At 65.1% G+C, this 14,784-nt stretch carries 13 protein-coding genes; 8 read left to right on the forward strand and 5 right to left on the reverse strand.

Annotation, left to right across the window (positions count from 1 at the left end; genetic code table 11):
• The coding region (locus C2U58_RS13535) for an SIS domain-containing protein (RefSeq protein WP_146033472.1) at positions 1–517 on the forward strand (517 nt) is incomplete at its 5' end.
• A 34-nt stretch (positions 518–551) separates the two neighbouring features.
• Here C2U58_RS13535 and C2U58_RS13540 read toward each other — a convergent pair.
• Together C2U58_RS13540 and C2U58_RS13545 are read right to left on the reverse strand one after the other, a co-directional pair.
• Positions 552–1,955, reverse strand: a complete 1,404-nt coding sequence (locus tag C2U58_RS13540; protein WP_102946323.1) for a mannose-1-phosphate guanylyltransferase/mannose-6-phosphate isomerase — start codon at positions 1,953–1,955, stop codon at positions 552–554.
• Positions 1,956–1,966: 11 nt separating this feature from the next.
• Positions 1,967–3,316, reverse strand: a complete 1,350-nt coding sequence (locus C2U58_RS13545) for a phosphomannomutase (RefSeq protein WP_102946324.1) — start codon at positions 3,314–3,316, stop codon at positions 1,967–1,969.
• Between the two features lie 141 nt (positions 3,317–3,457).
• On the opposite strand from C2U58_RS13545, the gene C2U58_RS13550 reads away from it, so the two are divergent.
• A complete protein-coding gene (locus C2U58_RS13550; RefSeq protein ID WP_102946325.1) occupies positions 3,458–4,189 on the forward strand; it encodes a CoA transferase subunit A in 732 nt (243 codons plus the stop codon).
• Between the two features lies 1 nt (position 4,190).
• Complete coding sequence (locus C2U58_RS13555; protein WP_102946326.1) at positions 4,191–4,817, forward strand: CoA transferase subunit B; 627 nt, start codon at positions 4,191–4,193, stop codon at positions 4,815–4,817.
• A gap of 41 nt (positions 4,818–4,858) precedes the next feature.
• Here the strand turns inward: C2U58_RS13555 and C2U58_RS13560 are convergent, their stop codons facing one another.
• From C2U58_RS13560 to C2U58_RS13570, 3 genes are all read right to left on the reverse strand, one after another.
• The gene (locus C2U58_RS13560) at positions 4,859–6,907 is read right to left on the reverse strand and encodes a glycoside hydrolase family 99-like domain-containing protein (protein ID WP_102946327.1); all 2,049 of its coding nucleotides are present in this window, start codon (positions 6,905–6,907) and stop codon (positions 4,859–4,861) included.
• A gap of 206 nt (positions 6,908–7,113) precedes the next feature.
• A complete protein-coding gene (locus C2U58_RS13565; protein WP_102946475.1) occupies positions 7,114–9,945 on the reverse strand; it encodes a rhamnan synthesis F family protein in 2,832 nt (943 codons plus the stop codon).
• A 323-nt stretch (positions 9,946–10,268) separates the two neighbouring features.
• Complete coding sequence (locus C2U58_RS13570) at positions 10,269–10,577, reverse strand: SymE family type I addiction module toxin (RefSeq protein WP_102946328.1); 309 nt, start codon at positions 10,575–10,577, stop codon at positions 10,269–10,271.
• 571 nt (positions 10,578–11,148) lie between these two features.
• Between C2U58_RS13570 and C2U58_RS13575 the strand changes: the two genes are divergently transcribed.
• From C2U58_RS13575 to C2U58_RS13595, 5 genes are read left to right on the forward strand one after another with little or no spacing between them, the layout of a single operon-like run.
• Positions 11,149–11,565, forward strand: coding sequence for a hypothetical protein (locus C2U58_RS13575; protein WP_102946329.1), 417 nt, complete (start codon positions 11,149–11,151; stop codon positions 11,563–11,565).
• Positions 11,534–12,757: a hypothetical protein gene (locus C2U58_RS13580; RefSeq protein ID WP_253256742.1), complete on the forward strand. Its 1,224-nt coding sequence runs from the start codon at positions 11,534–11,536 to the stop codon at positions 12,755–12,757. Before C2U58_RS13575 ends, C2U58_RS13580 begins: the two co-directional genes overlap by 32 nt.
• Complete coding sequence (locus C2U58_RS13585; protein WP_102946330.1) at positions 12,750–13,712, forward strand: glycosyltransferase; 963 nt, start codon at positions 12,750–12,752, stop codon at positions 13,710–13,712. The genes C2U58_RS13580 and C2U58_RS13585 overlap by 8 nt, the downstream gene beginning before the upstream one ends.
• Entirely contained in the window at positions 13,696–14,088 is a 393-nt protein-coding gene (locus C2U58_RS13590) for a GtrA family protein (protein WP_070207012.1), read from the forward strand. Before C2U58_RS13585 ends, C2U58_RS13590 begins: the two co-directional genes overlap by 17 nt.
• Positions 14,085–14,681 carry a hypothetical protein gene (locus C2U58_RS13595; RefSeq protein ID WP_102946331.1) on the forward strand — a complete coding sequence of 199 codons (597 nt, stop codon included), beginning with the start codon at positions 14,085–14,087 and terminating at the stop codon, positions 14,679–14,681. The genes C2U58_RS13590 and C2U58_RS13595 overlap by 4 nt, the downstream gene beginning before the upstream one ends.
• The last annotated feature ends 103 nt before the right edge of the window (positions 14,682–14,784 follow it).

The following is a 14,784-nucleotide window of genomic DNA, read 5'->3' on the forward strand; positions in this document are numbered from 1 at the left end:
GCGCTTCCTGCCGGGCAGCGTGCAGCATGCGTTGAACATGGAACCGCAGATCGCGGCGTGGGCCGAGCGCTTCGCGCGCAAGAATAGCGCGCTGTTCCTCGGCCGTGGCCTGCATTACCCGATCGCACTGGAAGGCGCGCTCAAGCTCAAGGAAATCACCTACATCCATGCCGAAGCCTACCCGGCCGGCGAACTGAAGCACGGCCCGCTGGCGCTGGTGGACGAAGACATGCCGGTGGTGGTGATCGCGCCCAACGACAGCCTGCTGGAGAAGGTGAAGTCCAATATGGAGGAAGTGCGAGCACGCGGGGGCGAGCTGTTCGTGTTCGCCGACCAGGACAGCCACTTCGTAGAGTCGGAGGGCGTGCATGTCATACGCACACCCCGCCACGTGGGTGCGCTGAGTGCGGTCGTTCACACCATCCCGGTGCAGCTGCTGGCGTATCACACCGCGCTGGCGCGTGGGACGGATGTCGACAAGCCTCGTAACCTTGCCAAAAGCGTTACGGTGGAATGAAAGGAGGGCCGGTCAATGACCGGCCCTTCTTCTTTCAGCTCCGCCCGTACGTATCCTCAAACCGCACGATGTCATCCTCGCCCAGGTAACTGCCGGACTGCACCTCGATGAGCTCCAGCGGAAGCTTGCCCGGGTTGCGCAGCCGGTGGGTCACGCCCAGCGGAATGTAGGTGCTCTGGTTTTCACCCAGCAGGATTACCTCATCACCGCGCGTAACTTCGGCGGTTCCGCTCACCACCACCCAGTGCTCGGCGCGGTGATGGTGCATCTGCAGGCTGAGCGTACCGCCGGGTTTCACCGTGATCCGCTTGACCTGGAAGCGCTCGCCATTGTCGATGGAGTCATAGGCGCCCCACGGGCGATACACCTTGCGGTGCCAGGTGGCTTCGGGGCGCGAATCGGCCTTGAGCTGGGCCACCACCTGCTTTATCTCCTGCATGCGGTCGCTGCGGCCGACCATCACCGCGTCATCGGTCTCGACCACGATCACATCGTCCAGCCCGACCAGCGCGATCAGGCGCTCGCCGTAGGCATAGGTATTGCGGCAGTCGATGGCGATCACGTCGCCGTGGTGTGCATTGCCATCCGCATCCTGTGCCGACACGTCGCGCAGCGCGGTCCAGGAGCCCACATCGTTCCAGCCGGCATCCAGCGGCACCACCACGGCGTCGTTGGTCTTCTCCATCACCGCGTAGTCGATGGAGTCGGCCGGCACCGCCGCAAATGCGTCCTTGTCCAGGCGGGTGAAGTCGGTATCGCGGCGCGCCAGCTGCCAGGCATTGCGACTGGCAGCCAGCATCTCCGGATGCAGGCGCTCCAGCTCGGCCAGGTAGCGTGAGGCCTTGAAGAGGAACATGCCGCTGTTCCAGAAGTACTCGCCAGACTGGACGTACTGAAGGGCGGTATCCGCATCCGGCTTCTCGACGAAGCGGTCCACCGCACGGACGGCACCGCCCGACGAGGCCTTGATGTAGCCATAGCCGGTTTCCGGCCCGGTCGGCACGATACCGAAAGTGACCAGCTTGCCCTCGCGCGCGGCCGGCAGTGCACTGAGAACCGCAGCCCGGAAGGCTTCCTCATCGGCGATCACATGGTCCGACGGCAAAACCAGCAACACAGGGTCGCCTTCCTCCAGCGTGGCTTCCAGCGCGGCCACCGCAATGGCCGGTGCGGTATTGCGCCCGACCGGCTCCAGCAGGATGGCCTGTGGCTGCACATCCAGCTGCTGCAGCTGCTCGGCGGCCACGAAGCGATGCTCCTCGTTGGCCACCACCAGCGGCGGTCGGCCCGCAATGGGTGCCACGCGTTCCCAGGTGGCCTGCAGCATGGTCTGCTCGCCGGCCAGTGCGAGGAACTGCTTCGGATAGGCCTCGCGCGACAGCGGCCAAAGGCGCGTGCCGGAGCCGCCAGACAGGATCACCGGAAGAATGTCGTTCATCGGACTACGCCTCAGGATGCCTTGAGCAACTGGGAGATTTCGTCGGTGCGCTGCTGCAGCAGGGCGGCATCACCTCGCGCTTCCACGTTCAGGCGAAGCAGCGGCTCGGTATTGGAGCTGCGCAGGTTGAAGCGCCACTCACCAAAGTCGGCGCTGATGCCATCGGTGTGGTCCAGCGTGGGCCCGTGCGAAGCGAAATGCTCCATCACCCGTGCCACCGCCAGCTTGGCGTCGCTGACCTTGAAGTTGATTTCGCCGCTGCACGGGAACTTCTGCATACGCTCTTCGACCAGCTCGGCCAGCGAAAGGCCGGATTCGGAGACCAGCGCCGCGATCAGCAGCCACGGAATCATGCCCGAGTCGGCGTAGGCGAACTCGCGGAAGTAATGGTGCGCGCTCATTTCACCGCCATACACGGCATCTTCGTCGCGCATCTTTTCCTTGATGAAGGCATGCCCGCTCTTGCACAGCACCGCCTGGCCACCGGCCTCTTCGACCATTTCCACGGTGTTCCAGAGCAGGCGCGGGTCGTGCACGATCTTGCCGCCCGGCTGCCGCGCCAGGATCGCCTTGGCCAGCAGGCCGACCAGGTAGTAGCCCTCGATGAAGCGGCCGGTATGGTCGAAGAAGAAGCAGCGGTCGAAGTCGCCGTCCCACGCGATCCCGAAGTCCGCACCGTTCTCAAGCACCGCCTTCGCGGTGAGCTCGCGGTTCTCGACCAGCAGCGGGTTCGGAATGCCGTTCGGGAAGCTGCCATCCGGCTCGTGCGCGATGCGGACGAACTCGAACGGGAGGTGGGGCGCCAGCAGGTCCACGATGGCACCCGCGCCGCCGTTGCCGGCGTTGACCACCAGCTTGAGCGGCTTGAGCGCGGTGCGCTCTACGTAGCTCAGCAGGTGCTCGATGTATGCGGACTTGTCGGGGTGCGACTGAATGCCGGCCTTGGGTTCAGCTGCAGGCGCGGTATCAGCCTCGACAGCGTCGGAGATGGCGAACAGACCAGTGTCCGAGCTGATTGGGCGGGCCTGCTCCTTGACCAGCTTCATGCCGTTGTAGTCCATCGGGTTGTGGCTGGCGGTGACCATCACCCCGCCGGCGGCCTTCAGGTGGTCCACCTGGAAGTAGACCTCCTCGGTGCCGCACAGCCCGATGTCCAGTACCTCGCGCCCGGCGCCGCGCAGGCCCGCGGCCAACGCGTCCTGCAGGCCAGGGCTGGTCAGGCGTACGTCGTGGCCGACGACGACGGTGCCCGGCGCCAGTTGGGCCGCCAAGGCCACGCCGATCCGGCGCGCCATGTCTTCGTTCAGCTCGTCCGGCACGCGGCCGCGGATGTCGTATGCCTTGAATGCGGGGAGGGTCATCGGGTGTCCTTTCAAAGTCAGTAGGCGAGTTTAGCTGGTGCCGTGTATGGGAAGCGTTTTCAGCCCGAACTCTCCGTTTAGCCGGGGCTACCCCTGCCAATGGCTACAATGGCGGCTTACATCAACGAGGTGAGGGCGTAGATGAGCAAGTCCCCAGACAACGGCCGGCGCGGCAAGCGCTACGCCAGTGCCGCCGAGGCGCTGCAGGGCGCGGTGGCCGACGGCCAGACCCTGGCGGTCGGCGGTTTCGGCCTGTGCGGCATTCCCGAAGCGCTGATCGCCGCGCTTCGCGACACCGGGGTGAAGGGCCTGACGGTGATTTCCAACAACGCCGGCGTGGACGGATTCGGCCTGGGCCAGTTGCTGGAAACGCGCCAGATCAGCAAGATGATTTCGTCCTACGTGGGCGAGAACAAGGAGTTCGAGCGCCAGTACCTGGCCGGTGAACTGCAGTTGGAGTTCAACCCGCAGGGCACCCTGGCCGAGCGCCTGCGCGCCGGCGGTGCGGGCATCCCGGCGTTCTTTACCGCCACCGGCTACGGCACGGTGGTGGCCGAGGGCAAGGAAACCCGCGAGTTCGACGGCAAGCACTATGTGATGGAAACCGCGCTGCGCGCCGACGTGGCGCTGGTCAAGGCGTGGAAGGCCGACGAGGCCGGCAACCTGGTGTTCCGCAAGACCGCCCGCAACTTCAACCCGGCCTGCGCCATGGCCGGCAAGCTGTGCGTGGTGGAAGTGGAAGAGGTGGTGCCGATGGGCAGCATCGACCCGGACCAGGTGCACCTGCCGGGCATCTACGTGCACCGCATCGTGCACAACCCGACTCCCGAAAAACGCATCGAACAGCGCACCGTGCGTGCGGAGGGCAACTGAGATGGCATGGACCCGCGATGAAATGGCGCAGCGCGCCGCCCGCGAACTCACCGACGGCGCCTATGTGAACCTGGGTATCGGCCTGCCGACCCTGGTGGCCAACCACATTCCCGAAGGCGTGGACGTGTGGCTGCAGTCGGAAAATGGCCTGCTCGGGATCGGCCCGTTCCCGACCGAAGCGGAAGTGGACGCCGACCTTATCAACGCCGGCAAGCAGACCGTGACCGCGCGTGCCGGTGCCAGCTACTTCGGCAGCCACGACAGCTTCGCGATGATCCGCGGTGGCCACGTCAACCTGGCGATCCTCGGTGCCATGCAGGTCACCGACAAGGGCGACCTGGCGAACTGGATGGTGCCCGGCAAAATGGTCAAGGGCATGGGCGGCGCCATGGACCTGGTGGCCGGCGTGCAGCGCGTAGTGGTGCTGATGGAGCACACCGCAAAAAACGGCGAGCACAAGATCCTGCCCGAATGCACGCTTCCGCTGACCGGCGTGGGCGTGGTCGACCGCATCATCACCGACCTGGCCGTGTTCGACGTTACCGATGCTGGCCTGAAGTTGGTCGAGGCCGCACCCGGCGTAAGCGATGAAGAACTGAAGGAAAAGACCGGGGTCAGCTTCAGCTGACCCGGGGTAACGGCGGTCCGCATACCTTGCCGGTGTGCGGATCAGCCGCGCTTTGCATAGGCGTAGGTTGAGCCGGTCTCTGCAACGCCCAGCGTTGCCAGTGTGTAGCCGGCGTCTTCGCAGACGGCGCCCAGCGCACGTTCCAGTACGTGCGCCAAGGTGCCATCGATCTGGCCCGCTTCAGGCTCGAACGCGCTGGGCGGCAGATGCGCGTCCAGCAACGGGCGCAGGGCCGCCAAACGCACCCAGAACATGCTGCCAGCACTGAACCGCGCGTCCAACAGGTCGGCGTGCAGCCCCAGTCGAACCTGCAGGCGCTGCAGCGCTTCTGCATTGGCGCCGACGTAGTCGCGCACCGCCAGCAGGTGTCCGGCCGGAGCGAGCAGGCCCAAGGTGGCATCCTGCGCGAACCGCTCCACAGCCTGTGCGCCGCGTCCGTCGTCCAGCAGGTGCTGCAGCAACTCCTGGCGCCATTGCGCGCCCTGCTGCATATGGGTGGAGCGCTTGGTATGCAGTTTCAGCACCACGTCTTCGCCCTGATCAAGCAGCAGGTTGGCAACATGAAGGAAGGGAAGGATGTCGCGACCGTGGTTGGCGAAGGTCAGGATCTCGCCAGCAAGGTCGGAGGCGTGCAGCAGGGCCTCAACGCGCTCGCGGTGTTCGGCGGCAGTGGTGATGACGAGTCGGTGTTCCAGCGCACTCTGCCGCAGGTGGGAGAGCAGCTCGGCCAGTTCTTCCAGATACCAGGCATGGATCACCACGCACGGGCGTGCCGGCTTGGCAGTGGTCGGCACCCGCAATGCCTGACGCGTTGCCTCGAGGTAGCCGTGGCCCAGCCGCAGGTCGGGCTCGAGCACAGCGCCTTCGGCCCACTCGTTCCACGCGTTGATGAAGACGAGCTTCTGCGCAGGCGCCACCGGTGCCAGGCGCTCGTGGATGGTCTTGGACAGCCAGTCCCGATACCCACGCGGTGAAGCATGCAGGTACACGCGGCCGCGCCCGGAGCGGCGTGCCTCGTTGTCCCAGCCGGGGTTCACACCGGGGTAGAGCGGGTAGTCCGGCAATGCACGCGCGCCGATCTCGCCGGCCAGCTCGCGCCAATCGCGCACGTCGCCCTGGAACTCCGGATTGATCAGGTACTGCTCGGCCGTTAGTGAACGCGGGTTGCTCATGTTGGGTGGGAACTCCACCGCCGCATCGAAATCGATTTCGCGCGGATCCGGGCGCTCGAAACCCTGCACGTAAGCCAGATGGATCTCGCCAATGTCGTTATCGCGGCACCACTGGCGCCAGCGCTGCGCGGTGCCGCGCGCGTCGGGAAGCAGATGGGGACGGTACACCAGCAGCATCGGCTTGCCGTCCACTTTCAGGGCACGGCGGTCACGCAGGTAATCCGCTACGTGGGCGATGAAGGCCAGATCGTCTTCGGCGCTGTGCTGCTGGCCGATCAGGATGTCTTCGCTGCGCCCGTCCCAGCGACGCGCCCAGTTCTCGTTGGCCCAGCACAGGCAGAACGGCATCTCGATACTGTCATCGGCCAGCCACTGGCGTAGCGGAGATTCCAGCAACGTCGTGCCGCTGAACCAGTAGTAATAGAAACAGAAGGCGCCGATGCCGTATTCCCGCGCCAGGGTGGCCTGCTCGCGCATGATCTGCGGGTTACGCAGGTCATAGAAGCCCAGGTCGGCCGGCAGCCGGGGCTGCACATGGCCTTCGAACTGGGGCAGGGCGCGAGTGACGTTCCGCCATTCGGTGAAGCCCTTGCCCCACCAGGCATCGTTCTGCTCGATGGGGTGGAACTGCGGCAGGTAGAACGCCACCAGGGTGGCTGGCAGCGTGTCTGGCAGGGCTCCGGCGCGATACGGTGAATGGCCGATGGCGGGCTCGTCGGCGCGCACCAGCGGGCGACGCGCGCTGTCGCCTGTGGAGCCTACTCGCCCGCGAGGCGGTGGTGGCACCCAGTCGCCGTGGCGGTCCAGGAAGCGCGCCCGTAGCCGATCGCGCTGCCCGTCGGGCAGGGGGAGTGCCCGGAAGCCTGTTCGCAGCACCAGGTAGACCGCCGAACGCAGGCGTGCCCTGAGGGTGGTCATGAACGGCAGACCCCGGTCAGAACAGGCGCAGCAGCAGGCATGGAGGTTCCGGCGTGTCGTTAATAGCCCCATTCTCGGGGTTTGAACGAACGGCGGCAACCGGGGGTAGTCGTGTCAGACGCGAGGGCGCATCGGGGCCTCCGAAGGCATCATCGGCTTATCTGGTAGTAGCGCTGCCGCTCAGTGCGGCGATTCGGTGGGAGGACCTAGCGAGGAGGCCGTGCGGAAACCGAGCCGCGTCCCGTGTAGGCGTCTTCGGTGTTCAGCTGGGCGAGCGGCGCGTGTGCGTCCCATCGACCGCTGGCAATACTGTGCAGTGGAATCTGCACGCCCGAGGGATCGAGCTTTAACCAAGCGATGTCTTCGCCAAGCGCAGCGCAGGCATCGTCGACGAAGTCCAAAGCACCTGCATGGATGCTCGCCAGGACCTCGGTGCCATCGGCAGACAGCTCGACGGGACCGAATCGTGGCTGCGGGTGGAGGCTGTCTTCGCAGGAAAACCCATTGAACTGCCCCTGTGGGGCCGCCAGAAGCGCCTCCAGCAACAGGTCATTGTCCAGGATGCTTGAGTCGGGCTCGCCCTCGGTGTCCCGCCCATCGGCGTATCGCGCATGGGCCCAGCCGCTGTCGCACACTGCTCGCGCACCGCTTCTCAGAGCCATGTAGTACCCGCCCTGATTTGCCTCCAGTACCCGGGCGAGGTTCCGCTGGATGCTGCCTGCGTAGCCGATGTCCACAAGCATTGCGGTGGCATCGCCCACGCTGGCGCGGTGATACATCCTATAAGCCTTGCGCTGCTGGCTTGCAAGCTTCATCAGTTCCGGCAGCGCAGGCAATAGCCAATGCGCCGCTTCGTCGGACATCTCCGGCAGAAACACATCCTGCTCCATGTGCTCTGGTGCATGGGCCCGCACGACACTCTCCGCCTCATCGCCCAATCGGGCCTGTAGCAGTGCGCTGAACGTTCCATTGAACGTCCCCTGGACTACCCGCGCGAGATCCTGTTCGTCGAACAGTGAAGGGAGCAACGTGGCGCGACGTGAGGCAAGGAAGTAGCGGCCCGACAGGGCCTTTGCAGGTGCGTGGTACGCCTGCAGGCGAACAAAGGCGTCCTGCAGCAGGTATCCTTCACGGCTCAGGAAGAGCAGGGTCTCGACCCCCCTGTCACACGCTACATCGATGGCAGCGAGCAGGAAGTCCAGCACCAGTGGGCCCAGTACCGCGTAGCCCAGTGTCGCGGCATCGAGTGTGGGTGCGCCTGTCAGCCGCCGAGGCGTTGTATCGGCGATCGCTGTAAACCGGTTGGCAAGCAGTCCGCGCCAGAGCTGCTCCGGCCATGGCGCATGCGCGCCCTGCGGATGCCGCAGCACCCGCAGCCCGGGCACTATGTCGAACAAGGCCGAAGGCCGCAGTATGTGCATCGGCGTGAGCAACCCTGCCTGCTGCGGCAACTGGACATCGGAATGCTCGTTGTCTCCAACGTGCAGCCAGCGCCCGTCCGAACATCCAACTTCGCGCGCGATCTGCTTCCATGTGCCGAGTCTGTCCTTGCGCAGGCCTGTCTCACACGAAATCCGCCAGTGTCCGATGTCGCGCACCACGGCTGAAGGAAGCACTACCTGCATGTCGCTGCGCGAAAGGTACATGTCTGAAAATGCGGATAGCGGCTGAATGCCAAGGCGCCGCAGTGCCGTCAGAACGCCTGTGCGGGGCTGCAGCAGGGCCTGCTCATGCGCGCGCTCCAGCTCTGCGAGCGAAGCGGCGTCCAGATCAGGGTGTGCAATCCGTTGTGCCAGCAGATCATGAATCTCCGCGAGTGTCGGATCGCGAGCCAGTCGTACCCGCAGCGCCGCTTCGGCATCGTCGCGATGTTCGGCGAATTGCTCAATACCGAAGCGTCGGTGCAGTCGCCATGCGAGGTGATCGCGCGCTGAGTTCGGCGTCAGGAAAGCGCGGGTGACCAGGGTGTCGAACACGTCCACGGTTACCCGCTCCGCCTCCAGCGACGCCATCTGCAACCGTTCGAACACATTGAACTCCAGGGCTGAAGCTGCGTTGCGCTCCCCCTCTACAGGGAGCGCCATGCGGCCATCTACTGGAAGGATGCCCAAGCGGTAACCCTGGTGACGCGTAACGATCCCCAGCAGACGTTCGACTGCATGGTGCAACGTGCCGTCAATCTGGCCAAGCTCGGGTGGAAATTCCTCCAGCCGCAATCGCAGGTGATAAAGCGGCCGTAGCGCAGGCACGCGTGCCCAGAACATGGAGCCCGCAGGAAAGTCGATGTAGCGCTGCCGATCAATCGCGATGCCCATGCGATTGGCGAGCGCCTGGCAGACATCGGCATTGCTGAGAAGGGTGTGACCCCACAATGGAACGCCCGCGTAACTCTCCGGGTAGACCATGCCCAGCTCCAGGTCGGCCTGGAACATGCCGAGGATCCACGCCAGGCGCTCAGGTGAACCGAACAGGCTTTGGATCAGATAGCGTCGCCATTCATCCTGCTCGCGGCCGGTATAGAACGATTTCTTGGTATGGATGTGCCCAACCATGTCCAGGGCGAGGATCTCGTCATGGAACGTAACCAACAGCGGGGCGATATCGCGTCCGCGGTTCTCGACGCGTTTCACAACCAGCCCGGAGAGGTTCGGCAGGGCGGCAAATCTCCGCCGCGCCTGTTCCTCGGCCTCCGCATCCACCACCGACACAAGGAGGGCATACGGCACCGGCAGCAGGGACAATGCTGCCGCGAATTCCTCAATCAGGTCGGGGTAGTAGACATGCGCCATCACGCCAACGCGAAGGCTGAAATCCCGTAGGGGGATGGGATCCGGCCGCGTCGGCGCGTCGAATGGCTCGGCTGCAGGAGTGTAAACCTTGCTGGCAGAGCGCAGGCGGCCAATGAGGCCGACCAGGCCCATGGCTCGAATGACCTTCAATCCACGCCGGATAACTGACCAGACGCCGACAGCGCCTCCGCCATGCCGGGCAATCGAACGATGGGCCGCGCCCACGTAACGGCGAAGGCTCAACGCCATGCCCTCCAACACCAGACCAAGAGAAGCGCGAGACGGTACCAACAGCGGCACGTTTCCGGTCGCGCCCTTTCATGCCTGGAGCGAACAATGGATTCGAGGCGGTCGGCCGCGACGGGGCGGAGCGCCTTGTGGGGAAAGGGTGCCGCCATCAGCGGCTGTGCTGGAGGAGCAGAAATCTCCAAATGAAACCGCGCCGGCTGCGGCGGAGATGCAGGTGACGGTAATGGCACCAACTTCGTACTTCCGCGCGCGAAGGGTGCGGAAGTACGCCACGCAGACGGCGTCGCCCCAGGTAGAGCGACGCCTTGCGTCGCTGGAACGCCTCAACGCCCGGAGTGCACCCGCCCAATCCGCCGCCTGATCGGCCGAAGCTGCACCGACACCGCCGGTTCCGCCGCACGCAGCAGGATGGCGCCGTCAAACATCTCCACGGTCAATCGCGTCCCTGGCGAGATGCCCGCCTCAGCCATCCACATGCCGCGCAGTTTGATGCAGGGGACGATCGGCTCACCGGGCTGGGGCCTGTGGTGTTGATAAATGAGCGATCCGACGATCACGCGCTTGGGTTTGTGCCAGCCAAGGCTGGGGCGGGTGGGGTGACTCGTGGGCGCATCGTTGTCACTGGAATACATGGTGGCTCTCCAAGGTGTTTCCCCCGCCGGGGTGGCGAGGGGAGTCGGGAGGTTGAAAGCCGTGCTGCAACAGACGGTGCGACGTATTCCCCTGAAGGGTTTTATATTCCGTCGCCCTCCCGACGTAGGAGGACCAGTGTGTTACAGCAGAGCTTTCAAACTCTCGGGTTCACCATGCGAACGACGTGACGATACCTCCAGTAGATTGTTTCTGTTGATTCACGCGCTTCAGTTGACGCTATCAATGGATGTGACGTTCTGGGCCCGGATAGCCCTGAAAGCGTTGCGGGGCGTGGGCGTAACGAAGTGGAATGGAGTTGGCAGTTGGGGTTTTTGCCGGGATTTCGGGTGGACCGCAGGGAGATCCGAGCTGGCAGTTTTGGCACCAAAATCTCTTCATCGCGCGATGTGGGCGATGTTTCGATCAGGGGTCATGCGTTACCGGACGTTGGAGGATTACGTGCGGTCGTCTGGGGACCGACCCTACCCGGCCCCCGCCCCCAAGGATGGCGAAGAGGCGCCATCGGGCCAATGCTAGAATTTCCGGCTTGGCTGAACCTGGAACGCTGCCGTGATCAAACCCGGGAAGGGAACCTCCTCCGTACTGCAACGCTGGCTGGTCGGCCTGTTGATAGGCGCGCTTCTGCTGGTGGGGCTGCGCGGCATCGCCAAGGACATCCGTTTCGACAGCTCGCTGTTGCGCCAGGCCTTTGATGCCGGTGCAGGGTGGAAGGAGTCGGTGCCGCCCGAGGTGGTCGAAGCCCGCGAGTTGCTCGCCCGCCACGGCGACCCCAGCGTGCCGGTTGCGCTGGCATCTGGCCTCTGGGAAGACCCGCTGGTGCGCGAGCGCCTGTGGGACGGGCTGTACCCCCGCCGCGTGCATTGGGCCGATAAGGGCCTGATGCTCTGGCGCACCCCCGGCCCGCAGCAGCCGAACTGCACTGAAATCTCAAGGAGTGAGCGCATTGTTCTCGTTGACTGCCACTGACGGGGGCGCGCGCGCCGCGCTGGGCATGCTGGCTGGCGTGCTGCTCTGTTATGCCTTTGCTGCCTTCGGCTGGCTAGGGCTGCCGACCCAGATCGCCTTCATCGCCGTGCTGGCCTGTGCGGTGTGGTCGCTGCTGGCCCTTCGCGACGGGCGGGCGGCCTGGATGGTGGGTATTGTCGCCGTACTGCTGGTCCTCGCGCTGGGCAGCCCCACCGACGAATGGGACCCGCGCTCGATCTGGATGCTGCACGCCAAGCGCATCTACCTGGAAAATTCGCTGTACGCCCAGCTGGATAATTACGCGATCTTCAGCCACAACGACTACCCCTCGCTGATGCCGCTGTGGTCGGCCACGGCGGCCAAGGTTGTTGGGCACTGGAACGAGATCTTCCCCAAGGCCGCCGCCACGCTCCTGCTGCTGCCGCCGCTACTGCTGATCGCGCGCAGCCTGCGCACCTGGTGGGCGGCGGGCCTGTTCGCGATGGCGGTGCTGGAAGTAGGCGGGCGCTATCTGGTTGACGGCTACATGGATGCCTTCCTGGCGGTCTATGCGGTGGCAGCGCTGGCTGTGGCGATCCAACCGCGCCGCGACGTCGCCGAGGGCACGTGGTTCAACCTCGCCGCCTATGCGGCGCTGTCGGCGGTGCTGACCCTGATCAAGAACGAAGGCGCGGTGCTGGCGATCCTGGTGGGGCTGGTCGCCGTCGCCACCGTGCTGCTGCGCGACCGACGCATCCCTTGGGCCCTGCTGGCCGCCTTCGCCCTGTCGATGGTCCCGCTGGTGGCTTGGAAGCTGGCTGTGGCCGGTACGGATCTGGGCAACGACCTGGCCCAGAGCGATCTGAAGGGGCAGCTGCTGGCGCGCCTGCCCGACCTTACCCAGAGCGTGCTGATCCTGAAGGCCCTGCTGCGCAGTGCCGCGTGGGTCCCGCTGGTGCTGCTGCTGGTACTGTGGGCGCGCATGTGGCGCGCGTCGGCCGCCCGGGCCGCGCTGGCGGTCGCTCTGGCCTACTTCGGCGTCCTGTTTGCGGTGTACCTGAGCACCCCGCACGACCTGGTCTGGCACCTGGCCACCAGTGCCAAGCGCGTGGCGCTGCCGGTACAGTTGCTGTTGATGTACGGCGTCCTGGTGCTGCTGGACCAGTGGAAACAGGCGGCCCCGCGCCAGCGTGCAGGAGAACGGAATGCTTGAGCCCAACGAATCGTTCGTGGTGGTCACCCCGGTCTACGAAGACCACGTGGCCTCGACCCGCTTGTTCACCGAGCTGGCGCGCCTGTATGGCGACCGCGTGTTCGTGGTGGCGGTGGACGACGGCTCGATCCGTGAGCCGGTGCAGCCGTTCCAGCTGTCCAGCTCCGGGGTGAGCGGGGTGGTGCTGAAGCTGCGCCGCAATGTCGGCCACCAGAAGGCCATCGCGGTCGGGCTGGGCTATGTAGAGGAAAACCTGCCGGACGCGCAGCGGGTGATCGTAATGGACTCGGACGGCGAGGACCTGCCCGAGACCATCGCCACGCTGCTGGAAGCCACCCGCGACGAGAATGTCGACGTGGCCGTGGCGCGGCGCAAGAGCCGGGTGGAAACGCTGCGCTTCCGCGCGTTCTACGTGGTCTACAAGTTCATTTTCCAGCTGCTCACCGGGCGCACCATCAGCTTCGGCAATTTCATGGCGATCAAGGTCAGTGCGCTGCACCGCCTCAACGCGATGCACGAGGTCTGGACCCATGTGGCCGCCGGCCTGATCGCCAGCAAGCTGCGCCTGGCGGTGTGCCCGATCAACCGTGGCCCGCGCTACGCCGGGCAGAGCAAGATGAACTTCGTGGGGCTCACGCTGCATGGGTTCCGCGCGCTGATGGTGTTCGCCGAAGACGTGCTGGTGCGGGTGGGCCTGATGTGCGTGCTGGTGTCCTCGGCCTCCATCGTACTGGCCGTGGTGGCCACCCTGCTCAAGCTGGCCGGTTATGCCACGCCGGGCTGGTTCTCGATGGCGCTGGGCGTGTTGTTCCTGGTGTTCCTGCAGACCGGCACGCTGACCCTGATGACGCTGATGCTGAGCGGGATCGTGCGCGGCACCATCCAGAAGCCGGGTGCCTACCGCGAGTACCTGGCGGGCGTTACCGAAGTCACCGCCGATGTCGCGCCGCGCTGATTTCCGCCAGCTGCTGCGGTACGTCATCAACGGGCTGGTAGCCACCGGCGTGCACTTCGCGGTGCTGACCCTGCTGGTGGAGGTGGTGCACGTGCCCTCCAAGGGCGTGGCCAATCTCGTGGCGGCAGCGGTCGCCATCGTGGCGTCGTTCCTGGGCAACCGCTACTTCGTGTTTGCCGCCACCCAGGCCCGCGCCAGTGGCCAGCTGTGGCGGTTCGTGCTGCTGTATGCCGCCATCGCGCTGATCAATGGCGGCCTGATGGCGCTCTGGTCGGACCTGTTCAAGTTCGATTACCGGATCGGCTTCGTGCTGATCAGCATCATCCAGTTCATCCTGTCGTTCCTCGGCAATCGCCTGCTGGTGTTCAAACCATGAAAACCCTGCGCAACGCACTGCTGCTCACCGCCGTCTACGTGCTGCTGCTGCTGGGCATCCACTTCCTGCATGTGCGCTTTTTCAGCGTCGACGTGGTGTTCTACGCGGCCATCGGCGATGCGTTGCTCGCGGCGGTGCTCACCGGCCTGTTGCTGCTGGTACCCGCGCTGCGCCGCTTCACCCTGACCGAGAAGGTTTTGCTGGTTGCGGTATGGCTGCTGGGCGGATACGCCTTCGCCATTTCGGTGCCCACCGTGATCGACCGCTCGCTGTCGTTCTACATCCTGGAAAAGCTGGACCAGCGCGGTGGCGGCATCCGCCAGGACGCCTTCCAGGACGTGTTCACCAAGGAATACATGGTGGAGCACCGGCTGGTGGACGTGCGCCTGACCGAACAGGAAAGCTCCGGCACCATCCAGATCAAAAACGGCTGCGTGCTACTCACCGAAAAGGGCCACCGCATGGCCGCGATGAGCCGCTTCTACCGCCAGCACTTCCTGCCCAAACAGCGCCTGCTGCTGGGCAAATACTCAGACGACCTGACCGACCCGTTCCGCCACAGCCGCCAGGACGTCACCTACCAGTGCAAGTGACGCGCAGGCTATTTGAACGCGATGAGGTGCGGTAGGGTCGGTTCCCAAACGACCGCACGTACCGATGCATCGCCCGGGAACGCATGACGCCCGAACGTAGCGA

The organism is Stenotrophomonas sp. VV52, assembly GCF_002893095.1.
In the GTDB taxonomy this organism is placed as follows: domain Bacteria; phylum Pseudomonadota; class Gammaproteobacteria; order Xanthomonadales; family Xanthomonadaceae; genus Stenotrophomonas; species Stenotrophomonas aracearum.

Excerpts from the sequence above, each read along its gene's own strand:
- C2U58_RS13545 (WP_102946324.1), bottom strand. The coding sequence starts at position 3,316 with ATGACCCTCCCCGCATTCAAGGCATACGACATCCGCGGCCGCGTGCCG.
- C2U58_RS13590 (WP_070207012.1), top strand. The coding sequence starts at position 13,696 with ATGTCGCGCCGCGCTGATTTCCGCCAGCTGCTGCGGTACGTCATCAAC.
- C2U58_RS13555 (WP_102946326.1), top strand. The coding sequence starts at position 4,191 with ATGGCATGGACCCGCGATGAAATGGCGCAGCGCGCCGCCCGCGAACTC.
- C2U58_RS13585 (WP_102946330.1), top strand. The coding sequence starts at position 12,750 with ATGCTTGAGCCCAACGAATCGTTCGTGGTGGTCACCCCGGTCTACGAA.
- C2U58_RS13565 (WP_102946475.1), bottom strand. The coding sequence starts at position 9,945 with ATGGCGTTGAGCCTTCGCCGTTACGTGGGCGCGGCCCATCGTTCGATT.
- C2U58_RS13560 (WP_102946327.1), bottom strand. The coding sequence starts at position 6,907 with ATGACCACCCTCAGGGCACGCCTGCGTTCGGCGGTCTACCTGGTGCTG.
- C2U58_RS13570 (WP_102946328.1), bottom strand. The coding sequence starts at position 10,577 with ATGTATTCCAGTGACAACGATGCGCCCACGAGTCACCCCACCCGCCCC.
- C2U58_RS13550 (WP_102946325.1), top strand. The coding sequence starts at position 3,458 with ATGAGCAAGTCCCCAGACAACGGCCGGCGCGGCAAGCGCTACGCCAGT.
- C2U58_RS13595 (WP_102946331.1), top strand. The coding sequence starts at position 14,085 with ATGAAAACCCTGCGCAACGCACTGCTGCTCACCGCCGTCTACGTGCTG.
- C2U58_RS13540 (WP_102946323.1), bottom strand. The coding sequence starts at position 1,955 with ATGAACGACATTCTTCCGGTGATCCTGTCTGGCGGCTCCGGCACGCGC.